This is a genomic window from Pseudarthrobacter sp. NS4, from assembly GCF_024758005.1.
GTDB lineage: Bacteria > Actinomycetota > Actinomycetes > Actinomycetales > Micrococcaceae > Arthrobacter.
Genome location: NZ_CP103288.1, coordinates 1,291,440 through 1,317,054 on the forward strand (window position 1 = coordinate 1,291,440; position 25,615 = coordinate 1,317,054).

Below are 25,615 nucleotides of genomic sequence, written 5' to 3' on the forward strand. Positions count from 1 at the left end.
CACACTCCGGCAGACACGCGGGGCAACCTGCGCTTCGCGATAAACTGGCCCTATCCCCACCAACCGCGGCACTGTTCCGCGAGATAAGACGGAGACATTTGTGAGCTTCACGCAGCATGAGCGCGTATCCATTGACCGTGTTCCCATCCGCCGGGCGCTGATCTCGGTTTACGACAAGACCGGTCTGGAGGAGCTCGCCCAGGGCCTGCACTCAGCAGGAGTGAAGCTGGTGTCCACCGGCTCCACGGCTAAGAAGATCGCCGCCGCGGGCATCCCGGTGCAGGAAGTCGAGGAAGTCACCGGTTCGCCGGAGATGCTGGACGGCCGCGTCAAGACGCTGCACCCGCGCGTCCACGGCGGCATCCTGGCCGACCGCCGCGTGCCGGCCCACATGGATACGCTCACCAGCATGCAGATCGAACCCTTCGACCTGGTGGTGGTAAACCTCTACCCCTTCGTTGAGACCGTCAAGTCCGGCGCCGCCCAGGACGACGTGGTGGAGCAGATCGATATCGGAGGCCCCGCCATGGTGCGGTCGGCCGCTAAGAACCACGCGGCCGTCGCCATCGTGGTTGACCCCTCGTTCTATGGCCATGTTGTGGAGGCCGCCGCAGCAGGCGGCTTCGACTTGAAGACCCGCCGCCGCCTCGCGGCCAAGGCCTTCGCCCACACCGCGTCCTACGACAACGCCGTGGCCACCTGGACTGCCAGCCAGTTCCTGGATGAGGACGGCGACGGCGTCATCGACTGGCCCGCCTACGCAGGCGTGTCCCTGGAGCGCTCGGAGGTCCTGCGTTACGGCGAGAACCCCCACCAGCAGGCCGCCCTCTATGTGGACAAGGCAGCACCCGTCGGCATCGCCCAGGCGGACCAGCTGCACGGCAAGGCCATGAGCTACAACAATTTCGTTGATGCCGATGCCGCCCTCCGCGCCGCCTACGACTTCAGCGAACCCGCCGTTGCCATCATCAAGCACGCCAACCCGTGCGGTGTGGCTGTCGGATCCGCGGACGCCGCCGACCCCATCGCCGACGCCCACGCCAAGGCCCACGCCTGCGACCCCGTCTCCGCGTTCGGCGGAGTCATCGCCGCGAACCGCATGGTCACCGCCGGAATGGCCAACACCGTCAAGGACATCTTCACCGAGGTTGTCATCGCCCCGGGCTTCGAACCGGAAGCCGTGGAGATCCTCTCCACGAAGAAGAACATCCGCCTGCTCGCGCTTCCCGAGGGCTACGGCCGCTACCCGGCGGAAATGCGGCAGGTCTCCGGTGGCATGCTGGTCCAGGTCAGCGACAAGGTGGATGCTGACGGCGACAACCCCGGCAACTGGACCCTTGCGGCCGGCGAAGCAGCAGACGAAAAGACCCTCGCAGACCTCGCCTTCGCCTGGACCGCCTGCCGGGCCGCGAAATCCAACGCCATCCTCCTCGCCGCTGACGGCGCCGCCGTCGGCATCGGCATGGGCCAGGTCAACCGCCTGGATTCCTGCCGCCTGGCCGTGGAGCGGGCCAACACCCTGGGCGTAGAGGTCGAGTCCGACGTCGACGGTGCCGGCGGTGCCTCGAACACTGATGCGAGCGGGGCGCCCCAGCGCGCCCGCGGCGCCGTTGCAGCGTCCGACGCCTTCTTCCCGTTCGCTGACGGCCTGCAGATCCTGATCGAGGCCGGCGTCCGCGCCGTGGTGCAGCCGGGCGGGTCCGTCCGCGACGAGGAAGTCATCGCCGCAGCAAACGCCGCCGGCGTGACGATGTACTTCACCGGTGCCCGCCACTTCTTCCACTGAGAAGCCGGACAACCTGGTTTAAACGACGGCGCCTGTCCCCGCGGTGGGGACAGGCGCCGTCGTTGTTTGCCTGCGTTGTTTGTAGAAGTTCCTAGGGAGCCGAGCCTGCCGGGCCGGAGCCCGGTTCTTCAGCGTCCGCGCCCCTCTGCTTGAGACGCGGACCCTCCGCCGGAAGCCGAAGCTCCCGGGGTTTGGCTTCCACCATCCGTTGCTTTGTCCAGTACTCGAGGATCTCCTCGTGCGTCTGGTTTACATCGCCGCGGCTGACCGAATCCTGCCCCGACGGCTCGCCGTCAGGAGATGGCTGCACTGTTGTAGGTGGCCTCGATAATGGAACCCCAGTACGGGCCGTACATCACTGCGGAACTTTTGTAACCGTAGCTGTTGACAGAGTTCTGTATGCCCGAGGAGTCGGTACCGATGAACCACGGACCGCCAGAGGATCCACCGGTCATGTTGCAGGGGATGCCCTGGGTGCCGAACTGCGGGTTGTGGGGATCGTTGGCGGCCGTTCCGGTGCAGCTCTTCAGGGTTTCTCCATCGAAGGGCTTGGCGGCCGGGTAACCGAAGGACTTGTAAGTCAGGCCGTAGGCCTGGTTGAAGGCCACGCCGGAACCGCCCACGACGTCTGTCAGGAGTTGGCCGCTGCTGTTTGGGTTCATCACGGCGAAGGCAGTGTCGTATGCCATGTCCCCGGTGGCGGTCCACTGCGCGGGGGCGTGCAGGGACTTTGCCGTCCACTGGCCGTAGTGTGACGGGCCGTTCTCATAGGCGGGCATGAAGATGAAATTGGTGGCTTTCTGCCCCGGTCCTCCAAAGGCGCAATGCCCGGCGGTGGATACCGTGCTCCTGTTCAGGGAGGACACGGCGTTGCCGGAGCAGACGTAGTTGGAACCGCCCAGGGTGAAGAACACCTTGCCGACGTGCTTGACCGGAGCTTCACTGGCCGCAATCGTGGGCTTGCCCTTGGTGGGCTTGACCTCGCTCTTCTTGCCCTTTTCCACGAGCAGCGCGCTGGAGCGGTTGCCGCGTTCCAGCGCCTTGGCGGCCAGGACATCGCCGGGGATGGCGCTCTTCATCTTCTCAGCCGTCCAGTATTCGGCCACTCCGGTGCTGTCCACGGTGATGCTGACGACGGAAGGATCCTTTTTCCTGTCCTCGGAGGTGGGCGCGGCGGTGGCTCCGCCGGCCGCGCTGAGTGCTAGAACGGCAGCGGCCGAGAGGCTCAGGAGACCGGTGGCCAGAGACCTGGTGCGTGTCATTATTGTCCTGTCTGAAACGAGGTGCGGGCCCCGGGGCGGGCCAAGAGTGACTTAGCGAATTTACCGTGATATGACAAGTTTGTAAATAGTAGTGACGTATCATGTACGGCTTCGGGTGGCCCTGTAGCCGCTGCCCGGGGCGGAGGCATGGCCGGGGCAACGCGCCCGGGCGCGTACCGCCGTCGTCCGTTCTCCATCGCTGTAATCCTGCTCACCGCAAGGGTAATCCAGTGGCGCCGGTAGGGTTCAATTCAGCGTCCTCGGGTAAGTTGTAGTTGGTGAAATAGACCGGATTTCATAACCAAGCCGACCTTCAGGGAGACGCCCGCGCATGTCCAAGATCATCTACACCCACACCGACGAAGCGCCCATGCTGGCTACCTATTCGTTCCTGCCCATCATCGAGGCGTTCGCTTCGACAGCAGGTGTGGAGGTGGAGACCCGTGACATCTCGCTCGCCGGCCGCATCATTGCCGTGTTCGGTGACTACCTCACCCCGGAGCAGCAGGTCGGTGATGCGCTTGCTGAACTGGGTGAACTGGCAAAGACGCCGGAAGCCAACATCATCAAGCTGCCCAACATCAGCGCCTCCATCCCGCAGCTGAAGGCCGCCATCGCAGAGCTGCAGGGCCAGGGCTACGCGCTGCCGGACTATCCGGACAACCCCTCCTCAGATGAGGAAACGGCCATCCGCTCCCGTTACGACAAGATCAAGGGCTCCGCCGTGAACCCGGTCCTGCGCGAGGGCAACTCGGACCGCCGCGCACCCCTGTCCGTCAAGAACTACGCACGCCAGAATCCGCACTCCATGGGCGCCTGGACCGCGGACTCCAAGACCAACGTTGCCACCATGGGCAAGGACGACTTCCGCTCCAACGAGAAGTCCGTCGTCATTGAGTCCGAGGGCACCATCGCCATCCAGCTGGTCCGCGAAGACGGCTCGGTGAAGGTCCTGAAGAAGGCGTTCCCGGTCCTGGCCGGCGAAGTCATCGACGGCACCGTGATGCGCGCCGCTGCCCTGGACGAGTTCCTGAAGGCCCAGGTCGCCCGCGCCAAGGAAGAAGGCGTGCTGTTCTCCGCACACCTGAAGGCCACCATGATGAAGGTTTCGGACCCCATCATCTTCGGCCACGTGGTCAAGGCCTACTTCTCGGAGCTTTTCGAAACCTACGGCAAGCAGCTGGCCGCCGCCGGCATCAGCCCCAACAACGGCCTCGCCGCCATCCTGAGCAGCCTTGAGGACCTTCCCGAGGATGTGCGCGACGGCGTGCAGAACCTCATCAAGAAGGGCCTCGAAGAAGGTCCCGCGCTGGCGATGGTGGATTCCGACAAGGGCATCACCACGCTCAACGTCCCCAGCGACGTCATCGTCGACGCCTCCATGCCGGCCATGATCCGCAGCTCGGGCCACATGTGGGGCCCGGACGGCAAGGAAGCCGACACCCTGGCAGTCCTGCCGGACAGCTCCTATGCGGGCATCTACCAGGTGGTCATCGATGACTGCCGGGCCAACGGAGCCTACGACCCCACCACCATGGGCACCGTCCCGAACGTCGGCCTGATGGCGCAGGCGGCCGAAGAATACGGCAGCCACGACAAGACCTTCGAAATTCAGGAAGCAGGCACGGTGCAGATCGTGGACGGCTCCGGCAACGTCCTGATCGAACACCAGGTCTCCGAAGGCGACATCTGGCGCGCCTGCCAGACCAAGGACCTCCCCATCCGCGACTGGGTCAAGCTGGCCGTCACCCGTGCCCGCGCCTCCCAGACCCCGGCCGTGTTCTGGCTGGACGAGGAACGCGCCCATGACGCCAACCTCATCGCCAAGGTCAACGAGTACCTGCAGGACCACGACACCGAGGGCCTGGACATCCAGATCCTGTCCCCGGTGAAGGCCATCGCGTTCACCCTTGAGCGCATCCGCAAGGGTGAGGACACCATCTCCGTGTCCGGCAACGTCCTCCGGGACTACCTCACGGACCTGTTCCCTATCCTGGAACTGGGCACCAGCGCCAAGATGCTCTCCGTTGTCCCACTGATGAACGGCGGCGGACTCTTCGAGACCGGCGCCGGTGGCTCCGCCCCGAAGCACGTCCAGCAGCTGCTCAAGGAGAACCACCTGCGCTGGGACAGCCTCGGCGAGTTCCTGGCACTGGCTGTCAGCTTCGAGCACCTTGCCACCACGGCGGGCAACGCCCGTGCCCAGGTCCTGGCCGACACCCTCGACCGCGCCACCGGCACGTTCCTGCTGGAGAACAAGTCCCCGAGCCGCCGCGCCGGCGAGCTGGACAACCGTGGCAGCCACTACTTCCTGGCCCGCTACTGGGCCGAGGAACTGGCCAAGCAGACGGACGACGCCGACCTGGCCGCCGCGTTCAGCTCGGTCGCCGGAGAGCTTTCCTCCAAGGAGGAAACGATTGTGGGCGAGCTGGCTGAGATCCAGGGTTCCCCGGTGGACATCGGAGGCTACTACCGCCCCGACGACGCCAAGGCTTCGGCTGTGATGCGCCCGTCGGCCACCCTGAACAAGGTCATCGCCACACTGAACTAGCCCATTGGCAAAGCGGCGTTCCGGATTTCCGGAACGCCGCTTTGTTGTTTCCGGGGCACGGGCGCAAGTTGTGCCCTCAGGAAAAATTGCTAAGGTACTAAGCACGCTTAGCATCTCGGTTTCGGCCGGGGACTGCTAGGTTTTCCTATCCTGAGGAGAAGAATCCGTGCCAGAAGAGAGCAACATCCACATTCCCGGCGTCCCCGCCAGCGAACCTGCCAGCCTGGAAGAACCCACCACTCCACGGGAGCCGCTGCCGCCCAAACCGGACCAGCAAGGACCAGAAGCGGTCTCGCCCACTGGAAGCCCTACCGGCGCGCCGGCCACCGCCCGAGCACAGTCCGGCCAGTACCTCACTACCGCGCAGGGGCTGCGCCTTCGCGATACCGACCACTCCCTGAAAGCCGGTTCCCGCGGTCCCATCCTGCTGCAGGACCACCACCTGCGGGAAAAAATCACGCACTTTGACCACGAACGCATCCCCGAGCGCGTTGTCCACGCACGTGGCGCCGGAGCCCACGGCGTCTTCCGCTCCTACGGGACCGCAGCCAACATCACCCGCGCGGGATTCCTGGCTAAAGACGTTGAGACTCCGGTCTTCGTCCGTTTTTCCACCGTGTTGGGCTCCCGGGGATCTGCCGACGCCGTCCGCGACACCCGCGGATTCTCAACCAAGTTCTACACCGACGAGGGCACGTACGACCTGGTGGGCAACAACATTCCCGTGTTCTTCATCCAGGACGGCATCAAGTTCCCGGACATCGTCCACGCCGCGAAGCCGCACCCGGACCGGGAGATCCCCCAGGCACAGAGTGCCCACGACACGTTCTGGGACTTTGTCTCCCTGCACACCGAGGCCCAGGCGCACACCATGTGGAACATGTCAGACCGGGGAATCCCGCGCTCGTACCGGACCATGGAAGGTTTCGGTGTCCACACTTTCCGGTTCGTCAACGCCGAGGGCAAGACAACTTTGGTGAAGTTCCACTGGAAGCCCAAGCAGGGCGTCCACTCCCTGGTGTGGGAGGAAGCGCAGATCATCAACGGCATGGACCCTGACTTCCACCGCCGGGACCTCGCGGACGCCATCGAAGCCGGCGCTTTTCCCGAGTGGGAGCTTGGCGTCCAGACCTTCCCTGACACCGAAGACCAGATGTTTGAAGGTATCGACCTGCTGGATCCCACCAAGTTCGTGCCGGAGGAACTGGCTCCGGTCCAGCCCATCGGCGTCATGACGTTGAACGCTAATCCCACCAACTTCTTCGCCGAAACCGAGCAGGTGGCCTTCCACCCCGGCCACTTGGTGCCGGGCATCGACGTCACCAACGATCCGCTGCTGCAGGTGCGTCTCTTCTCGTACCTGGATACCCAGATCTCCCGCCTGGGTGGACCCAACTTCGGCCAGATCCCCATCAACCGTCCGCAGGCCCCGGTAAATGACATGCTGCGGGACGGGATGCACCAGCAGGCGGTCCATGGGGGAGTGGCTCCCTACCAGCCCAACTCTCTCGACGGCGGCTGCCCGTTCCTTGCCGGACAGGATGTTGGTGCGTTCATCGACGTGCCGGAGGAATTGGCTGCCTCCATCAAGGAACGGAAAAACCCGGCTTCTTTCGATGACCACTACAGCCAGGTGGGCCTCTTCTTCCGCAGCCTGAGCCCGGTGGAACAGGACCACGTGATCCAGGCCTACACGTTCGAGCTGGGCAAGTGCTACGAGAAGTCCATCCGGGAACGCCAGCTTGCAGCCTTGGCCAACGTGGACACTGGACTTTGCGCTGCCGTGGCCAAGGGTCTGGGCCTGCCCGTCCCGGAGCCCACAGAACAGGTGCCGGAGTCCGACTCCAGCCCCGCACTGTCCCAGGTGGGCAAGACCTGGCCGGTTGCCGGCCGGATCGTGGGAATCCTCGCCGACGAGCGAAGCGATCTTGCTGCCGTGAGCGCGGCCCGAAAAGCTTTGGACGCCCAGGGGATTCTGCCGCTGGTCATCGCTCCGGCGGGCGGTTTCCTGGGATTGGAGAACGACGGCGGGGTCCCCGTCCAGCGGACGTACCTCACTGCCCGCTCCACCGAGTTCGACGCCATTATCGTTGCAGCGGCAGCCGCTCCGGCTCCAGATGCCGCTCCGGGGCTTGACGCCAAGGCCGGCGCCCCTGGGGGAGCCTCCGACCCGCGGGCCGTCCTGATGCTTACGGAAGCCTTCCGGCACGCCAAAGCAATCGGCACCTGGGATTCCGGCACCGAGGCTTTGGCGGCGGCCGGCATTCCACAGGACACCCCGGGCATCGTGTCCGCCGGGGACGCAGAGTCACTGGTGAATGAACTGGCCGGGCTTTTGGCATCCCACCGGGTGTGGGAACGGTTCCCGGCCGCCTCAGCCTAGGCCCAACCGAGGAGAGCTGACAATGGGAGGGGAGCGCCGGCGTCGTACCTGGACGGGCGCTCCCTTCCACTGTGTCCGGCGCTAGTCCTTGCCCTTGCCCTTTTCCTGGTCCTTCTTGTCTGCGTCTTCATCCGGCTCCGGTGCAGGGGCCGGAGCCGGTGCCGGTGCGGGCTGCGCAGCTTCCGCAGCCGCCTGTTCCGCTGCTATCCGCTCCTCTTCCGCTGCCCGTTCGGCTTCAGCCGTATCCTGCGCGGCCTTCTCGGCGGCTGCCGTATCCGCCGCTGCCTTCTGGGCAGCGATGGCATCCTCAAGGTCTGCACGCACGGCCGTAGCGATTGTGGTGATGCTGCGGCGCCGTTCCTCTGAGACCTGGCCGTTCGCTTGGGCCTTTTCCAGCTCCGCTTCAAGCCCCTCAAGGGCGGTCAGGGCGGCGGCGGGATCGTTCTGCGAGGACGCCTGGGTTACCTCGAGCACACGGGCCTGAAGCTGCCTGGCAGCCTCACGTTGCAGGCCGGATTCCCCTAGTCCGCAGCCACTCAGCAGCCCCGCCGCCAACAAGGTGGCGGACCATCCGACGACCAGGCGGCCACCGCCTCCTCGGCTCAGCCTCACGGCTTCACACTCTTCTGGAGTTCCTCCAGATGTTCGCCCAGGACGCCGGTCACGGTGGGATAAGGCACGACGTCGGCGGGATTCTGTACGGACAGGGTCATCATCACGGCGGTCGCCGCCGCCGCAACCACCACGAGGCCGAGGACCAGCGCCAGCCAGAAGCGTTTCGTCCGGGTTTGCGGGCGGAGTTCCTGTGCGGCTGCAGGATTGCCCGAAGACATCTCCACGCCGGTTGCAGGGGCCGGCCCGTCTACGGCTCCGGCCGCTTCGCGAAGCTCATCCACCGATTCCTCCGCTGTAATGGAGGGAGGATGGAACGGCATGGCGGGAAGGACACGGGTAGTCTCAGGCGCCAGTACCCCCGGGGTTGATGCCGGCGAGACCAGCGCCTGCCGCAGCGCGGTCTCAATGTCTGCCGCGGCAGGGCGTTCCAGCGGCTCGATTGCAGTCATGGAGCGGATGAGTTCGGCCCACTCTGAGGGGACATCGTCTGGAATTTCAGGGGCGCGGTGCAGCCGGGCAACCGCGGATTCAACCGCTCCGCCCGGGTATTCCACTGTGCCCTTGATGCACTCCAGGAGCACCAGGCCCAAGGAATAAATGTCTGTGGCGGAGGTGAGGGGCTTGCCCAGGGCCTGTTCGGGGCTGAGATATGCAGCAGTGCCCACCATGGTTCCTGTGGCCGTGAGACGGGTTGCATCGACGATGCGGGCAATGCCGAAATCGGTGAGCTTCGGGCGCAGCGGCTCCCCGGGCCGGATCTGGACCAGCAGGATGTTGGCGGGTTTGATGTCCCGGTGAATAATGCCCAGTCCGTGGACGTAGGCCAGGGCATCGGCAATGCCGGCACCAATTACGGCGAGTTCCTCGAGGGGAACACGGCTGTGCCGGATCCGCGTGCGGAGGTCCTGGCCCTCTACCAGTTCCATGGTGAGGAACGGCCTGGGCTCGTCCGGTATACGTGTGTCGATGCCGGCGTCGAAGAGTGTGACCAAGCCGGGGTGGTTCAGGGTGGCCAGAAGTTGGATTTCTGCTTCCTGGCGCTTCAATTCATCGGCGTCAGGGGCCTGCGGTGCGAAGAGTTTGAGGGCCACGTCGCGCCCCAAATTCTCGTCCCGAGCGCAGTAAACCGATGACATCCCGCCGCGGCCGATAACTTCCCCCAACCGGTAACGCCCGCCGACAACTTCATTCGTGATGGAGCTAGGCGATTCCGCCACCATGTCCCGTTCCTCCCGGTGCGCTGCGGCACTGTCGTACTCAAATTATACCGACGGGGCGGGAGAACTAGCGATTGACCTCGGCTTTGCCTTCACGGCAAACCGACGGTCCGGCGGCGAACTTGGAGTTTTTCGCCACCGGACCACCGGTCACAAGGACATGTGTGCTGAAGACATGTTTTGCGTATTTTTTTGCTTTTCTTCGGGATGGACCTCCTTTCCTTGGCCTGCGGACTGCCGCCGCTTCAGGAGCATGGCGCAGGGGTTGTCAGATGGCTTTCCGGTAGTGCTTAAGACACCCTGCGCTTACGCAGGATCAGGAGCCCGGCCGCCAGAAGGAGCAGGGCGAGCGGGACGAGTGAGGCGTCCATGCCCGTCTTGGCCAAGGAGTTGCCGCCCTGGGCCGTGGTGCTGCGGTTGGTGCTGTCGACAGAAATGGCACCGCCAACTGCGGTGGATCCCGCGGGTGCTACGGAGATGCTGCTGTTACCGGTGCTGCCGTTGCCGGCGCCGTTTCCGCTGTTTGTCCCCGCGGTCCCGTTACCGTTTCCGGTCCCCGGGGCCGATGCACCAGGGCTGGTGGTGCCGGTTCCGGTGCCCTGACCCGTGACGCCGGGATCAAGGGTGCCGGCACCGCCGGCGCTGCCGGTTCCGGTGCCCTGACCCGTGACGCCGGGATCAAGGGTGCCGGCACCGCCGGCGCTTCCGTCGACCGTACCGACAGTGCCCGGGGTTTCGGTGCCCGGGTTCTCGGTGCCCGGGTTCTCGGTTCCCGGGGTCCCGGTGCCATTGTCGTCGCCGATCAGTCCGCTAGCGAGGTCAAGCCCCAGATCCAGTCCGGCGTTGCCGCCGGTGGTGCCGAGGGACCCGAGGCTGAGGTTGAAGTCGGCCGCTGCATCTATGTCGGCGGTGGTGCCGCTGTTGGTTCCGGTGATGGCTCCCAGTCCCACGATCGCGTCTGCGGAGACGGCCAGGTCGGCTGCCGCCGTGTCGGTTCCTGTGGTGCCCAAAGACCCGAGGCCGAGGTTGACGGCGGCTCCAACTTCACCGGAGGTGTCGATGCCTGAAATGGTTCCGAGGCCCAGGGCTGCGTCTGCGGCGACGGCGAGGTCGGCTGCCGCCGTGTCGGTTCCGGTGGTGCCCAGGGAGCCGAGGCCTAGGTTAAGGTCGGCCGCTGCGGCGACGTCGCCAGTGCCGCTGTTGGTTCCGGCGGTGTCCGCCAGTCCCACGGTTGCGTCTGCGGCGACGGCGAGGTCGGCTGCCGCTGTGTCGGTTCCGGTGGTGCCCAGGGAGCCGAGGCCGAGGTTGAGGTCGGCCGCTGCGGCGACGTCGGCAGTACCGCTGTTGGTTCCGGCGGTGTCTGCCAGTCCCACGGTTGCATCTGCGGCGACGTCGGCAGTGCCGCTGTTGGTTCCGGCGGTGTCTGCCAGTCCGGTTGCGTCTGCGGCGACGGCGAGGTCGGCTGCCGCTGTGTCTGTTCCGGTGGTGCCCAGGGAGCCGAGGCCGAGGTCGGCCGCTGCGGCGACGTTGGCAGTGCCGCTGTTGGTTCCGGCGGTGTCTGCCAGTCCGGTCGCGTCTGCGGCGACGGCGAGGTCGGCTGCCGCTGTATCGGTTCCGGTGGTGCCCAGGGAGCCGAGGCCGAGGGCAACGTCTACTACGGCGGTGACGCCCGTTGACTCGGTCGGCGTTGGGTCACCCAGCAGGCCCAACGACGTCGAATCAGCGGACGCCGCCGCCGAGATGAGGGCGGATGCGGAAAGGTCCGATCCGCTGGTGGTATCCGCGGCGTTTGCGGCGGTGCAGCCGAGGGCCAAAAGCCCGCCGGCGAAGAGGCTGCTGAGCAGCCCCCTGTGAAGGGTGGAACTCATGATGATGTCTCCTGAGATAGTTGAAGTCGGGCGCTTATCGGCTGCCCATAGAGCCACGTTCTGCCCGCAACGGGCAGGCGGGCCTCAACTAGTCAGGAGAGGAACCGGGATCGAACGACACCGGTGAGGGGGCATGCTCAAGAGCTTCGCCGGCCAGGACAGGGCGGGTGAAGGGAAGGTTGAAGTCAAAGGGGCTTAGCCAGGCCGTAAAACCAGGGGAGCCTGCCGAGGACGCAGTACTACCCGAACCGGAGCCGGGAACAGCCGGGCTTGGCGCATGGTCGGGTGAAGGGTCTGCAGCACCCGGCCGACCCGCATCCTGGTCGGTTAGGGCCGATGCGGACCGTGAGCGTTCGGAAGTGCCCGCAAAGGCCGCCTCGCCCGCAGAGTCGCTCGGAGCGCCCGGAACGTCAGAAGCCTCGGTGAGTGTAGTGGCCGCAGCAGGTGCTTCCGGTGACGGGCTGCCGGCAGCTTCAGTTCTGTTCGATGCAGGGGTATCAGCCGCAATCTCGGGAAGCTCCTCAGTAACTGCTGTCCCGGGGAGTTCAGGAAGCGGGACGGGCAGCGCGGCGGTTCCTGTCCCCAAGTCGGCAACAGGCTCCAGAACCGGCTCAAGCACCGGGAGATCCTCTGTCACGGGTGGAACGACAACCTCAACCACTGCCGCTGCGGCACCGTCAGCAACTCCAGCCATTGGAGCAGAGACAGCAGACACCGTCCCGGCCGGCACCACGTGGGTCACGACCGGCACGGAGGACACGACACTGTCCGTGAGCTTGGTAACTGGGGCCGCCAGTGGCTGAAGCAGGTTGGACGGTTGTGATACGGCAGGATCCGGTGCCTGCACGGCGGACACCGGCCCGGCCAGCTTGTCCGTGATCGAAGAAACTGAGCTTGTTACGCCGCCCCCAAGGGACGCTGTGTCCGAGAGCGTGTCGGCCGAGGCGGCCGTCGACGAGAGCGTCAGCCAGCTGACAGCAGCAGCTCCAGCGAGGAGTACTGGCCGCAGGGCACGCCAGGGGGAACGAGCTTCACCCATGCGTACCACCCCCAGTACCGTTGCCATCGACGATGCCAACAGCGTAAGACCGAATATTGCAGGAAGTCCAGAGTGATCTAAAACAATTCGACAAAAAAGTAATGCCAAGTTTAAGTCATAACGACTGCTGCTTCACCACGTCACGTTGTTGACGGCCTGGTGGTTGAAAATTCACATGTCAGCTACTACCCGTGACTGTCATTGGGATAGCTGACGCCGAGCTGGGCACGCACCCCGTCAAAAAGGCGCATAGTATTCAGCGAGTCCTCCAGCGGCATTACGGGGCTTTCGGTCAGGCCTTGCTGAATGCATCTGGTCACCTCGCGGAGCTCGTAGGTGTACCCCTTGCCGACGACGTCGAAGACTTCGCTTCGCCGTTCGTCCCACCCCGTTACAACTGTTAGTTCGCGGGGATTGTTGATGGATCCTACGCTTTGAAGGAAGCCGAGACTTCCGGCAACGGTGGCGATCCGTGGGCCGTGGGCCAGCAGCGACGAGGTGAGTTGGACCTGGGCTCCGTGGCTGTAACCGAGGGTCATCGCGTTCTGGGCGTCTACGCCGTCGTCATTCACATAACCGGTGGCACTGACGGTTTGCGGGAAGCCAAGAGTCCCCAGTGCCCAAAGGAGCGGATAGACAGCGATGTCGAGCAACGCTCCGCCGCCGTCCTGTCTGGCCCACAGCCTTGATGTAGGGGAGTAGGGCGCAGGAAATCCCAGGTCGGCGCTGACCCACTGGATCTCGCCAACCTCGCCCGACGCAGCGATATCAAACGCCCGCTGCATGCTGGGCAGGAAACGGCTCCAGACCGCTTCCATCAGGAAGAGTTTTTGGCTCCGGGCGGCGTCTATCAGTTCGCCAGCCTCGCGGGCGTTAACGGTGAAGGCCTTCTCGCAGAGGACATGCTTGCCGGCCTTCAGTGCGGCGAGGACGATCTCATGGTGCTGCGCGTGCGGAGTTGCCACATAGACGACGTCCACCGCGTCGTCGGAGAGCAGCTGCTGGTAGCCATGCAGGCCGCCGTCGTCCCCGTATGCCTTCCCGAAGCCGTACGCCGCGGCAAAAGCATCCGCTGATTCCTGCCCGCGGGAACTGACGGCATACAGCTCTGCGTCCGCCAGCAGGGCCAGGTCCTTAGCGACGGACCGGGCGATGCCACCGGTGGCGATAACGCCCCATCGCAATGTTTTGCCTGTGGCGGACTGCGGATTCTGGTCGGCCTGACTGGAAAGCCATGGCTTGGCGATGGGCGCACTCATGATCCCCATCCTCTCACTGCAGTGAGAGAGGGATGGGGAGTTGACGGCGAAAGGTGAGAGGGCGTTGGGGGAGTGTCGGTGAAAGGTGAGAGGGCGTCGGGGGAACGACGTGGAAAAGCCCGGCCCCTTAATGAAGAGGGACCGGGCTTTTCCGGAAACGCTTGCTTACTTGGTGATCGGTTCGAGTACCGGGTCGCCTTCGTAGGCGGTCTTCACGTTTTCAGCAGTAACAATAACCGGCTCCAGCAGGTACGCAGGAACAGTCTTGACGCCGTTGTTGTAGGAGTTCTCGTCGTTGATTTCCGGCGTCTCGCCGGCCTGGAGATCCTTCACCATGGTGATGGCATGCTCCACGAGCTCGCGGGTGTCCTTGTTGATGGTGGAGTACTGCTCGTCCGCCATGATCGACTTGACCGACTCAACTTCGGAGTCCTGCCCGGTGACGATGGGGAGCTCCTTGCCGGCGGCCTTGACGGAGGTCAGGACTGCGCGGGCCAGGGTGTCATTCGGGGACAGGACGCCGTGCAGGGGCTCGTTGGAGTAGCTGCCGGTGAGCAGGGTGTCTGCGCGGCGCTGGGCGTTTTCAGCCTTCCAGCCCTGGGTCACGGCCTGCTCGAAGTCGGTCTGTCCGGAAAGGACCTTGAGGGTGCCGTCGTCAATCTTCGGCTGCAGCACGCTCATGGCGCCGTCGAAAAAGACCTTGGCGTTGGCATCGTCAGGGGAGCCTGCGAAGAGTTCGATGTTGTACGGACCGGGACCCTTCTTCTCTTCGAGCCCTTCCAGCAGTGCCTGGCCCTGGAGTTCGCCCACCTTGAAGTTGTCGTAGGCCACGTAGTAGTCCACGTTCTCGGTGTTCAGCAGCAGGCGGTCATAGGCGATGACGGTGGCACCGGAATCCTTGGCCTGCTTGAGCTGGGTACCCAGCTGGGAGCCGTCGATGGCGCCCACGATGATGACCTTGGCGCCCTTGGTGACCATGGCGCTGATCTGGTTCTGCTGCTCGGACACGCCGCCGTTGGCGAACTGCACGTCAGGCTGGAAGCCAGCCTCACTGAGGCCTTCGTTGAACAGCTTTTCTGCGAGGACCCAGTTTTCACTGGTCTTTTGCGGAAGCGCGACCCCGATGGGCGAATCCTGGGGGAACCCTGCTGCTTCACCCTCGCCGCCGCCGGTGGTCTCCGACCGTCCGCAGCCCGTCAGCGCCAGTGCTGCGATGGCAGCTACCGCCGCTGCCTTTCCTGCTTTACCAATCATTCGCATTGTTGGTTCTCTTTCTTTGTGGTGGTGTAACGCTATTCAGGCCGGACAGCTCAGGCTTCCCTGGCGATCGCTTCCTTCGTGGAGGTGGTTTCGTCGGGCTGGAGGGGGTTGTTGGGGCCTCCGCTGGCAGGACGGTTGAAGTTCCTGGTCATCAGGCCGATGATCGACTTCTTGCCCTGGCTCTTGTTGTAGACGTCGAACGCGACGGCGATCAGAAGCACCAGGCCCTTGATGATCTGGGTGAGGTCTGCGCCGACGCCCAGCAGCTGCAGGCCGTTGTTCAGCACCGCCATCACCAGGCCACCGATGATGGAACCGACGACGGTGCCCACACCGCCGGTAACGGCGGCGCCGCCGATGAAGACTGCGGCGATGGCGTCCAGTTCCCAGCCCACGCCGTCGAACGGGCCGGATGCGGTGGAACGGCCCACGAAGATCATGCCGGCGAGGCCGGCGAGGATGGACATGTTCATCATGACCAGGAAGTTGACCTTCTTGGACTGGACGCCGGAGAGCTCGGCTGCGTGGCGGTTGCCGCCGACAGCGTAGACATGGCGGCCCAGGATGGTGCGGGAGGCGATGAAGCCGTAGATCAGCACCAGGACGGCCAGGATCAGGCCCGGGATGGGGAAGGACGTGCCCGGTCGGCCGGTCGCGAACAGGTAGGTGGCGTACAGGATGGCTCCGCCGATCAGGACCAGTTTCAGGGCCATCACCCACATCTCCGGAACGTCGGCGCCCAGTGCCTTGGCGCGTGCCCTGGACCGGAGCTCGCCCACCACCACGAATGCCGTAGCGGCAATGCCCAGCAGCAGTGTGAGGTTGTTGAAGCCGGTGTTGGGGCCCACTTCGGGGAGATACCCGGATCCGAGGTACTGGAAATCCGCGGGGACCGGGATGGTGTTGGACTTGCCCACGAACTGGTTGAAACCGCGGAACAGGAGCATGCCGGCGAGGGTGACGATGAAGGCGGGGATTCCCACGTAGGCTACCCACCAGCCTTGCCAGGCGCCAATCACCGCGCCGAGCACCAGCCCCAGGAGTACGCCGACGTACCAGGGAATGCCCCAGTCGCGGATGGTTAGTGCAACGGTGACCCCAACGAAGGCTGCAATGGAGCCGACGGACAGGTCAATGTGCCCCGCGATGATCACAAGGACCATGCCGATTGCGAGGATCAGGATGTAGGAGTTGCCGTTGAAAAGGTTGATGACGTTGCCGGGGGTGAGCGTCCGGCCGTCGGTGGCGAATTGGAAGAAGACGATCAGTGCCACCAGGGCGAAGATCATGCCGAATTGGCGGGTGTTGCCGCCAAAGAGCTGCTTGAGGGCGTTCATGGTGTCAGTCCTTGTGTCCGGAAGGTTCTGGGATGATCCAGAGGATCAGGCGGCTTTACGGGCGGAGGTCATCAGTTTCATCAGGCTTTCCTGGCTGGCCTCATCTTTGTTCAGGACACCGGTGATGGCGCCTTCGAAGATTGTGTAGATGCGGTCGGACAAACCCAGGAGTTCGGGTAGCTCGGAGGAGATCACGATTACTCCCTTCCCCTGGTTGGAGAGCTGCTGGATGATGCCGTAGATCTCGTACTTGGCACCAACGTCGATGCCCCGGGTCGGCTCATCCAGGATCAGCAGGTCAGGATCGGTGAACATCCACTTCGCGAGGACCACCTTTTGCTGGTTACCGCCCGAGAGCTTGGCCACGCCTTCCTCTACCGACGGGGTTTTGGTCCGCAGCGACTTGCGGTACTGCTCCGCCACCGTGAACTCCTGGTTTGGGTCCACCACGGAATTGCGGCTGATCTTCCGCAGGTTGGCGGCCACGGTGGTGGTCTTGATGTCGTCCAGCAGGTTCAGTCCCAGGGACTTGCGGTCCTCGGTGACGTAGCCGAGTCCGGCGTCGATGGCCTGGCGGACCGACTTGAGGGTGATCTCCTTGCCGTCCTTGTAGATCTGGCCGCTGATGAAGCGGCCATAGGACCGGCCGAAAACGGAGCGGGCCAGTTCAGTGCGGCCCGCGCCCATGAGCCCGGCGAATCCAACGATCTCGCCCCGGCGGACGAAGAAGTTGGAGTTCTTGCACACCAGCCGGTCCTGGACGTTGGGGTGGGCGACGGTCCAGTTCTTGACCTCAAAGAACACTTCGCCGATCGTGGGAGTGTGGTCCGGGAAGCGGGACTCCAACGTGCGGCCCACCATGCCCTTGATGATGCGGTCCTCATCCACGCCGTCGGCCTTCACGTTCAGCGTTTCGATGGACTTGCCGTCACGGATGATGGTGATGGAATCGGCGATCTGCTCGATCTCGTTCAGCTTGTGGGAAATGATGATGCTGGTGATGCCCTTGGCCTTCAGGCCGAGCATGAGGTCCAGCAGGTGCTGTGAGTCGGACTCGTTCAGAGCGGCGGTGGGCTCGTCCAGGATGAGGATCTTCACGGACTTGTTGAGGGACTTGGCGATTTCGACAAGCTGCTGCTTGCCCACGCCGATTTCCTTGATGGGGGTGTCCGGGTCCTCGCGGAGGCCAACCCTGGCCAGCAGGTCCAGTGAGCGCAGCCGGGCCTCGGCCCAGTTGATGACGCCCCTCTTGGTGGGTTCGTTGCCCAGGAAGATGTTTTCCATGATGGACAGTTCGGGGATCAGCGCGAGTTCCTGGTGGATGATCACGATGCCGGCGTGTTCGCTGGCCCGGATGTCCCGGAACTGTTGAACCTGTCCCTGGTAGACAATGTCGCCGTCGTAGCTTCCGTACGGGTACACGCCGGAAAGGACCTTCATCAGGGTGGACTTGCCGGCCCCGTTTTCGCCGCAGATGGCGTGGATTTCGCCCGCCTTCACCCGCAGGCTTACGTTATCCAACGCTTTGACGCCGGGAAATTCCTTGGTGATGGACCGCATCTCGAGGATGATCGGTTCCGTTTGCGTGGTCTGGGACGTCATGAACCCTAACCCTCCAATGCAATGACTTCTTTGTCCGGCCGGCAAAGCGCAGGGCCGTCTGATCCAAAAGTAAACTGGATCACTGCAGTTGTCGTCAAGTCTTTAACGCAATTGCCGGATAACGAAACGGTCTAGGTCTTTCTGATCCCGGCATGCTGGAAGACGAGGGCAGCTGCGCCGAGGGCCTCCGCACGGTCTCCCAGTGAGGACATGGTGAGCGTCGTGCTCTCGCCGATTACGGGGACGGCATGCCGTACCAGGCCCCGCCGGATGGGCTCCAGCAGGAGGTCGCCGAGTCCGGCCAGCGGTCCTCCCACCACAATCACTTCGGGGTTGATGAGGTTGGCCACGTTGCCCAGGGCGCGGCCTACGGAGAGGCCCGCGTCATCCACGACGCGGAGCGTGGCGGGGTCCCGGTCCAGGGCTTTCCGCACGATATCCGCCGGCGTCAACGGCCGGTCCTCGCCCCGGCTAAGGAGCTCGATCATTGTGGTGGTGGATGCAATGGTCTCCAGGCAGCCGCGGTTGCCGCAGCGGCACACCAGGCCTTGCTCGTGGATGGTTGCATGGCCGATTTCTCCGGTGATTCCAACGTTCCCGTAATAGGGTGCGCCGTTGAGGATGAGGCCTGCGCCGATGCCGGAACCGATCTTCAGGAACAGCAGGTTGCTGACCCCGGTATGCTGTCCCCAGGTCACCTCGGACCAGGCCCCAAGGTTGGCGTCGTTGTCAACAAACACAGGGATTCTCAAGGTTTGCTCAAGATGCTGAAGAATATTGATCCCCACCCATTCAGGAAGGATCGCGCCTTGTGCCACGGTTCCCGTCCGCCGGTCGATGGGGCCAGGAATTCCGACGCCGGCCCCCACCACTGCGGAGCGGTCGACGCCGCTTTCCTGCAGCAGTTTTTCCAGCAGGACCACTGCGGCCTGGATCCCTTCCTGGGCCTGGTGGCCAAGCGGAAGCATGACGGATTCTTCCGCGATGACGTGGTAGCTCAAGGAGGCCAGGACTACCCGGAGGTGGCGGCGGCCAAAGTCTATTCCCACGGCGACTGCGCCGTTGCTGTTGAGCCTGACGTTGAGTGCGCGGCGGCCTGAACTGGTGATGGGTTCCGTGGATGCAAGCCCGGAGTCCAGCATGATTTTGACGATGTTTGAGACGGTGGCTGTGGAAAGGCCGGTTTGCCGGGCCAGTTCGGCCTGGGTGGAGGGTCCGCCCATGAGGCTTTCGATAATCCGTTGCTGGTTCAGCTGCCGCAGGGCAGACTGTGAACCTGGATTTTTCGGCTTGCTCCTCGTTGAGCGCGGGGTTGCGGACATGCTAAGAAGATTGCCCTATCGCTTACCTTGGAGTCAAGAAGTTAACGCATAAGCCCATTTTAGGTACTCAGGGGTGGGGGTGGGACGAAATGGCCGGGCATGGGGTGTCCGAGGTGCAGATGGCCCCGAAGGGCGTGCCGGCGGCTGGCTAGGCTGGAAGGACGGCCGCATTACGTGGCCGGATCAACGATGGAAGGTGGTAGCAGTGCTGCTGGCACTTCTGCAGGCGAACGCTGCGGTCCTTGATATTGACGCCAACTGTGCCGCCATTGACGCCGCTGCCCGGGCAGCGTCAGCGGCCGGCGCCGCGGTACTGGTGACACCCGAGCTTTTCCCGGTGGGGTACGCCCCGGGCCGCGTCCGCTCGGGGCTGGATCCGGCCATCCTGCCACCGCTTCATGAGCGGCTCGCCGGCATCGCCCGCCGCAACAGCATCGGACTGGTGTACAGCCTTCCCCGCGTCACTGCCGAGGGGGACTGGCAGATCAGCGCCACCTTGCTGGACGCCGACGGCACAGCATTGCTGGGCTACGGCAAGGTTCATCTGTTCGGCCCCGATGAACGCGCGGCCTTCGCCCCCGCAGCGGAGCGTCCCGCCGTCGTCGACTTTCATGGCATGCCCACCTCCATGGTGATCTGCTATGACGTGGAATTCCCCGAGGCCGTGCGTGCCGCGGCTTCCGGCGGCGCCGAACTGCTGCTGGTGCCCACCGCCCTGGCCCACGGATTCGACGACGTTCCCCAGGTCCTGCTGCGGGCGCGGGCGCTGGAAAGCCAGCTGACCATCGCCTACGCCAACCATTCCGGCGTCGAGGACGGCTGCAGGTTCCTTGGCGGCAGCGTGATCGCCGGTCCGGACGGAAAGCTGCTGGCAGCAGCCGGTGAGGAGCCGGAACTCCTCTTCGCCGAGGTGGACCCGGAGGCGGCCCGGCGTGAGCGGGCAACCGTGCCTTACCTCGACGAGCGCCGCCCGGACGTCTACCGGTCCTGGGACGCCTGAGCGCTTCCGGCCACATCATCCAAAGCCGCAGTGCTGCCGGCAAACTGCAGGGCAATCCACAACTCGGCTCGGGAGGACGCCTGTCCCAGGTCCATGTCCAGGAGCTCCGCCAGGGCGTTGACCTGGCGGCGGACGCTGTTCCGGTGCAGGCCCAGGTCCTTGGCCGTGGCATCCCAGTTGCCGTTGGCGGCCAGCCAGGACCGGAGGACCTGGAGCTGGGAGGCCCGGCGCTCGGGTTCCTGGTCCAGCACAGGTGCCAGGAGCCGGGCGGCCAGCATGGCGCCCGCATCGCTGCCCAGCAAACCGGTGACCGACCACGTCAGTTCCTCTTCGCGAACAGATCTGCCGGTGGCCGAAACCCTGGGCCGCAACGCCGTGGCCCTCCGATACGCTGCAGCCAGTCCCGGAAGTTCCGCGGGCTGGCCGACCACCAGCCGCCAGCCCAGCTGCTCCACCTCCGCCAGAAGCTGCTCATCAACCTTCAGCCGTGTTACCGCCGCAAACCCGTACCCGGTCAGTTCCACCATCTTGGTGTCGAACAGCCTCCGCCACTGGAGCAGCTCCCGGACCGGACTGTCTGCCGCTGCCGCAGCTTCCGTCCGGATGCCCTGGATCACCCGGACCGGCCCGGTCCGGGTACCGGAAACACTCTGCGCCAACAGGTCCCTCATGCTGTTCAGCTCCCTGCTGCTTCCGCCTGCCAGGCTTTCCGGGTGCAGCAGCAGGGCGGTGGCCAGCTGGCTGGGAGCCAGGGAGCCGCTGGTCCGCTGCCGGACCAGCAGCTCCAAGAGGCCCACCACTGAGGAGACCACGCTGTTCTGGGCAGGGGTGAGCGGCCGGTCCGCCCCCAGTACCAGGCCGCCGAGCGTGGCATCCCTGCTGCTCCGCAGGGGATGGCCGAACACCAGCGCCGAGCCGGGCACATCGAATGCCTCGGTTTCCACCCGCGGGCCGCTTCCTGCGAGGAGCCTTTTGAGCAAAGGCTGGAGCGTGGAAAGTTCGACGGCGGCACCGGCCCGGGCGCGCATCCTGCCGTCCGCGCCGACCAGGACGGCCCACACGGGAACCCGCTGGGTCAGTGCGGACAATAGCTCATGTTCCGGCCGGGCCGAAAGGACGGCGCGCATGAGGTGCCGGTTGGTTTCCGCGAGCTGCCTGAACACCTGGGCGTTGCCGGACTCCAGCAGCTTGGAAAACTCGAGTCCAAGCGCGGCGAACGGGACGCTTGCCGGCACTTCAACCAGGGTGAGGCCGTGATCGCGGCAGGCGGCCACCACATCGCCGGGCACCGCATCGTAGTAGGGTTCCAGTCCGAATCCCAGCGCCGCGACTCCGGCGGCGACAAGTCGGCGGACGTACTCGTCAGCCCCCGCGCGGCTCCCGCTGCCGTCGCTGCCTGCGGTGTTGCCGCCGTCGTCCTTTCTGCCGGTGCTGCCCTGGCGGAATGGCAGGCCGGCCGTCAGTACGAACTCACCGTCCAGCAGGTACGGCGTGGGGTCCTCCAGCTCGCTCGGTTCCACCCAGCGCAGGGGCGCGTGGCGGTTGCCGGCGTCGTGCACCACGGCCACGTCCGCGGGCAGTGCGGCCAGGAACTGGCCGAGTGTCACGGCGTCCAGCTGGTCGGCCAACTCGGCTGCGCTCCCATCGATGACTGGTGCATTGCGTCTCATGACTGAACACTATAGGTCACTTTGCACACCTCTGAGATACGTCTCACACCCCTACGCTGGGGGAGGGGAAACCAGTTCAACCACTTCACCGACACGAACGGACGTCAACGATGACTGTGCCTACACTCTCCGGCCAGCTACCGGCCCGCCCGGCTGGCCGTCCCGCGCTTGGTGCGCAGCTGCTGCGCCGCAAGCCGATCGCCCAAATGGTCAGCGAGGCCGAAAACAACGGCGGCGGGCCCCGCCTGGTCCGGAGTTTCGGTGTGGTGCAGCTGACCATGATCTCGGTGGGCGCCACGCTGGGTACAGGAATCCTGGTCATCCTGGGTGAGTCTGTTCCTCTGGCCGGCCCGGCTATCTGGATCTCCTTCGCGATCGCAGGCCTTGCCGCCCTGCTGTCCGCCGTTTCCTATGCGGAAATGGCGGGCCTGGTCCCGGCGTCCGGCTCCAGCTACTCCTACACCTACGCCACCATGGGGGAAGGCATGGCCTGGATCTGCGGCTGGTGCCTGGTGCTGGAGTACGCCGTCTCTGTGGCCGCCGTCGCGGTGGGCGCAGGGCAGTATGTCAATGAGACCCTGGCGGTGTTCGGTTCGGTCCTCCCGGACGCGGTCTCACAGCCCCCCGGCGCCGGCGGCGTGGTCAACATACCGGCCATGGTGATCGTGGTCCTGGCAACCATGCTCCTGGTCCGGGGAGCGAAGGAGAGCGCCTGGATCAACACCACGATCGTCATCATCAAGGTGGGCATCCTCCTCTTCTTCTGCGCCGTGGCGTTCACCGCCTTCAACGCGGGCAACTTCGAGCCCTTACTGCCGATGGGTGCTGCCGGCGTCTCGGCAGCGGCCTCCACCGTCTTCTTTTCCTACATCGGCTTCGACGCCGCCTCCACCGCCGGCGAGGAAGCCCGTAATCCAAAGCGGGACCTGCCGCGCGCCATCATGCTGTCCATGCTGATCGTCACCACCATTTACGTCCTGGTGGCAGTGGCGGCGATCGGCGCCCGCCCCTGGGGCTGGTTCGATGGAACCGATGCCGCGCTGGTCCGGATTCTCGAAGAGATCACCGGCCAGCCGTGGATTGTGCTGGTTTTCGCCGCCGGAGCAGTGCTGGCGATTGCGAGCATCGTGCTGATTGTCCTCTACGGCCAAACGCGAATCCTGCTGTCCATGTCCCGCGACGGGCTCATTCCCAAGATCTTCGGCCGCGTTTCCCGCCGGACCGGCACCCCCGTGGCCGGCACGCTCCTGGTGGGCAGCGCCGTCGCACTCACCGCCGGGCTGGTACCGCTTGGTGCACTCGCAGACGCCACCAGCATCGGCACCCTGTTTGCCTTCGCGCTGGTCAACGTCGCGGTCATCTACCTTCGCCGTACGCGTCCTGAACTGGAGCGGACCTTCCGGGTGCCGCTCTTCCCGCTCACGCCGATCCTTGGCGCCCTGATGTGCGGCTACCTCATGGCAAACCTCGGGGCCGACACCTGGGTGACCTTCGCCGTCTGGATGCTGGTGGGCATAGCCGCCTACTTCGGCTACGGACGCCGGAATTCAAGGGTGGCGGCGCTGGGCAACGAGGAATACCTTGAGTTGTCCGCCCCGTCCGCCATGCACCAATCCGCCAAGTCCTGACACCACAGCAACCATCGACGCCCCGAACCAACAAAGGCAGACATTTCCATGACCATCGCCACCGAGCTTCCGGCTTCCGACCCGTCCAGCACCTCCGTACCGGCGCCAGGCACACCCGGGCGGCGCCCCGAAGGGCAGACGGCGCCCATCACCATGCTCAACCCGGATTTTCCGTTCAGCTACGACCACTACCTGGCCCACCCGGACGGGCTGGGCTCGCTGCCGCCGGAACTGCTTGGAACCGAGGTCGCGGTCATCGGGGCGGGACTTTCCGGCCTGGTCACGGCATACGAGCTGATGAAGCTCGGGCTGCGGCCGGTGGTGTACGAGGCGGACCAGATTGGCGGACGCCTCCGCACAGCTGCCTTCCCGGCGGCCCCCGGAGTGGTGGCGGACCTGGGCGGCATGCGCTTCCCGGTTTCCGGCAAGGCCTTTTACCACTACGTTGACCTGCTGGGCCTGGAAACCCAGGACTTCCCGAATCCGCTCGCGGACGCCACGTCCAGCACGGTGATCGAGCTGGCGGGCAAGAAGCACTATGCGGAAAAGCCAAGCGACCTTCCGCCGTTCTTCCGCGAAGTGGCCGACGCCTGGAAGACTGCGGTTAACGACGGCGCCAGGTTCACCGAGATGCAGGACGCCATCCGCGCCCGGGACACGGCCCGGATCAAGGAACTCTGGAACGAACTGCTGCCGCTTATGGACGAGCAGACCTTCTACGGTTTCATCGCTGCCAGCGATTCCTTTAAAAAGGCAGGGTTCGCCCACCGGGAAGCCTTCGGGCAGGTTGGCTTCGGCACCGGCGGCTGGGACACCGACTTCCCCAACTCCATCCTGGAAATCCTGCGCGTGGTCTACACCGACGCCGACGACCAGCACCGCCTTATCCAAGGGGGAGCGCAACGGCTGCCCGAAGCACTCTGGCAGCACGCGCCGTCGGGCATGCGCCACTGGCCCGAGGGAACCTCCCTTGCGTCGCTGCACTCAGGCTCGCCCCGCGGCGCGGTCGGAAAAATCAGCCGGGACCCGGACGGAAACCTGCGGATCCGTGAACGGTGGGGCCGTGAAGCCAGCTACCCCGCTGTGGTGACCACCTGCCAGTCATGGCTGCTGTCCACCCGGATCCACACCGAGGAAGCCCTCTTCCCGGCCGAACTCTGGACCGCCATCGAGCGCTCGCACTACATGCAGTCCTCCAAGACCTTCGTGATGGTGGACCGGCCGTTCTGGAAGGACATCGACCCGGTGACCGGCAACGAGGTCCTCTCCATGACGCTCACGGACAGGCTGAACCGCGCCACGTACCTGCTGGACAACGGGCCGGACCAGCCCGCCGTCATCCTGCTGTCCTACACATGGAACGACGACGCCCTGAAGTGGCTGGCGCTGGACGCCGACGAACGCGTGGAACTCATGCTGCACTCGCTTGAGCAGATCTACCCGGGTGTGGACATCGCCAGCCACATCGTGGGCCAACCCATTACCGTGTCCTGGGAGGCCGACCCCAACTTCATGGGCGCCTTCAAAGCCAACCTGCCGGGGCAGTACCGGTACCAGCAGCGGCTCTTCACGCACTTCAAGCAGGACGCGCTGCCCGCATCCCAGCGGGGGATCTTCCTGGCCGGTGACGACGTTTCCTTCACTGCCGGCTGGGCGGAAGGCGCGGTGACCACGGGCCTGAACGCGGTGTGGGGCGTGGTGAACCACCTGGGCGGCTCGTCCGCCCCCGGCAACCCCGGACCTGGTGAGCTGCTGGACGCGATCGGGCCCGTCAGCCTCGACTGAGCCCAGGCCCACGGCCGCAGGGTGGGAGAGA

At 64.9% G+C, this 25,615-nt stretch carries 18 protein-coding genes; 6 read left to right on the forward strand and 12 right to left on the reverse strand.

Annotated features, from left to right (window positions below):
- The first annotated feature begins 100 nt into the window (after window positions 1-100).
- Window positions 101-1,786, forward strand: coding sequence for a bifunctional phosphoribosylaminoimidazolecarboxamide formyltransferase/IMP cyclohydrolase (gene purH, locus NXY83_RS06095; RefSeq protein ID WP_258805189.1), 1,686 nt, complete (start codon window positions 101-103; stop codon window positions 1,784-1,786).
- Window positions 1,787-1,877: 91 nt separating this feature from the next.
- Here purH and NXY83_RS06100 read toward each other — a convergent pair whose 3' ends face one another.
- Window positions 1,878-2,096 (reverse strand): hypothetical protein, encoded by a 219-nt coding sequence (locus tag NXY83_RS06100; RefSeq protein WP_258805190.1) that lies wholly within the window; start codon window positions 2,094-2,096, stop codon window positions 1,878-1,880.
- A complete protein-coding gene (locus tag NXY83_RS06105) occupies window positions 2,080-3,048 on the reverse strand; it encodes a trypsin-like serine peptidase (protein WP_258805191.1) in 969 nt (322 codons plus the stop codon). The genes NXY83_RS06100 and NXY83_RS06105 overlap by 17 nt, the downstream gene beginning before the upstream one ends.
- A gap of 331 nt (window positions 3,049-3,379) precedes the next feature.
- Between NXY83_RS06105 and NXY83_RS06110 the strand changes: the two genes are divergently transcribed.
- Window positions 3,380-5,599: an NADP-dependent isocitrate dehydrogenase gene (locus tag NXY83_RS06110; RefSeq protein ID WP_258805192.1), complete on the forward strand. Its 2,220-nt coding sequence runs from the start codon at window positions 3,380-3,382 to the stop codon at window positions 5,597-5,599.
- 166 nt (window positions 5,600-5,765) lie between these two features.
- Complete coding sequence (locus NXY83_RS06115; RefSeq protein WP_309484124.1) at window positions 5,766-7,982, forward strand: catalase; 2,217 nt, start codon at window positions 5,766-5,768, stop codon at window positions 7,980-7,982.
- 81 nt (window positions 7,983-8,063) lie between these two features.
- On the opposite strand, the gene NXY83_RS06120 is transcribed toward NXY83_RS06115, so the two are convergent.
- The 9 genes from NXY83_RS06120 to NXY83_RS06160 form a co-directional block, all read right to left on the reverse strand.
- Window positions 8,064-8,594, reverse strand: coding sequence for a hypothetical protein (locus NXY83_RS06120; protein ID WP_258805193.1), 531 nt, complete (start codon window positions 8,592-8,594; stop codon window positions 8,064-8,066).
- A complete protein-coding gene (locus NXY83_RS06125) occupies window positions 8,591-9,817 on the reverse strand; it encodes a serine/threonine-protein kinase (protein WP_258805194.1) in 1,227 nt (408 codons plus the stop codon). Before NXY83_RS06125 ends, NXY83_RS06120 begins: the two co-directional genes overlap by 4 nt.
- A gap of 287 nt (window positions 9,818-10,104) precedes the next feature.
- Window positions 10,105-11,682 carry a beta strand repeat-containing protein gene (locus tag NXY83_RS06130; RefSeq protein WP_258805195.1) on the reverse strand — a complete coding sequence of 526 codons (1,578 nt, stop codon included), beginning with the start codon at window positions 11,680-11,682 and terminating at the stop codon, window positions 10,105-10,107.
- Between the two features lie 88 nt (window positions 11,683-11,770).
- The gene (locus tag NXY83_RS06135; RefSeq protein WP_258805196.1) at window positions 11,771-12,721 is read right to left on the reverse strand and encodes a hypothetical protein; all 951 of its coding nucleotides are present in this window, start codon (window positions 12,719-12,721) and stop codon (window positions 11,771-11,773) included.
- A gap of 185 nt (window positions 12,722-12,906) precedes the next feature.
- On the reverse strand, window positions 12,907-13,980 hold the full coding sequence (locus NXY83_RS06140; protein ID WP_258805198.1) for a Gfo/Idh/MocA family protein: 1,074 nt from the start codon (window positions 13,978-13,980) through the stop codon (window positions 12,907-12,909).
- 165 nt (window positions 13,981-14,145) lie between these two features.
- Window positions 14,146-15,240 carry a sugar-binding protein gene (locus tag NXY83_RS06145; protein ID WP_258805200.1) on the reverse strand — a complete coding sequence of 365 codons (1,095 nt, stop codon included), beginning with the start codon at window positions 15,238-15,240 and terminating at the stop codon, window positions 14,146-14,148.
- Window positions 15,241-15,290: 50 nt separating this feature from the next.
- Window positions 15,291-16,577, reverse strand: a complete 1,287-nt coding sequence (mmsB, locus tag NXY83_RS06150) for a multiple monosaccharide ABC transporter permease (RefSeq protein WP_258805201.1) — start codon at window positions 16,575-16,577, stop codon at window positions 15,291-15,293.
- Window positions 16,578-16,622: 45 nt separating this feature from the next.
- On the reverse strand, window positions 16,623-18,179 hold the full coding sequence (gene mmsA, locus NXY83_RS06155) for a multiple monosaccharide ABC transporter ATP-binding protein (RefSeq protein WP_258805202.1): 1,557 nt from the start codon (window positions 18,177-18,179) through the stop codon (window positions 16,623-16,625).
- Between the two features lie 131 nt (window positions 18,180-18,310).
- On the reverse strand, window positions 18,311-19,501 hold the full coding sequence (locus tag NXY83_RS06160) for an ROK family transcriptional regulator (RefSeq protein WP_258805203.1): 1,191 nt from the start codon (window positions 19,499-19,501) through the stop codon (window positions 18,311-18,313).
- Between the two features lie 205 nt (window positions 19,502-19,706).
- Here NXY83_RS06160 and NXY83_RS06165 point away from each other — a divergent pair, with 205 nt between their 5' ends.
- Window positions 19,707-20,501 (forward strand): nitrilase-related carbon-nitrogen hydrolase, encoded by a 795-nt coding sequence (locus NXY83_RS06165; RefSeq protein WP_258805204.1) that lies wholly within the window; start codon window positions 19,707-19,709, stop codon window positions 20,499-20,501.
- On the opposite strand, the gene NXY83_RS06170 is transcribed toward NXY83_RS06165, so the two are convergent.
- Window positions 20,480-22,171: a PucR family transcriptional regulator gene (locus tag NXY83_RS06170; RefSeq protein ID WP_258805205.1), complete on the reverse strand. Its 1,692-nt coding sequence runs from the start codon at window positions 22,169-22,171 to the stop codon at window positions 20,480-20,482. The two genes, NXY83_RS06165 and NXY83_RS06170, sit on opposite strands and share 22 nt — an antisense overlap.
- 110 nt (window positions 22,172-22,281) lie before the next feature.
- Between NXY83_RS06170 and NXY83_RS06175 the strand changes: the two genes are divergently transcribed.
- Together NXY83_RS06175 and NXY83_RS06180 are read left to right on the forward strand one after the other, a co-directional pair.
- On the forward strand, window positions 22,282-23,799 hold the full coding sequence (locus NXY83_RS06175) for an amino acid permease (protein WP_258805206.1): 1,518 nt from the start codon (window positions 22,282-22,284) through the stop codon (window positions 23,797-23,799).
- 48 nt (window positions 23,800-23,847) lie between these two features.
- A complete protein-coding gene (locus tag NXY83_RS06180; protein ID WP_258805207.1) occupies window positions 23,848-25,584 on the forward strand; it encodes a flavin monoamine oxidase family protein in 1,737 nt (578 codons plus the stop codon).
- Window positions 25,585-25,615: the final 31 nt, after the last annotated feature.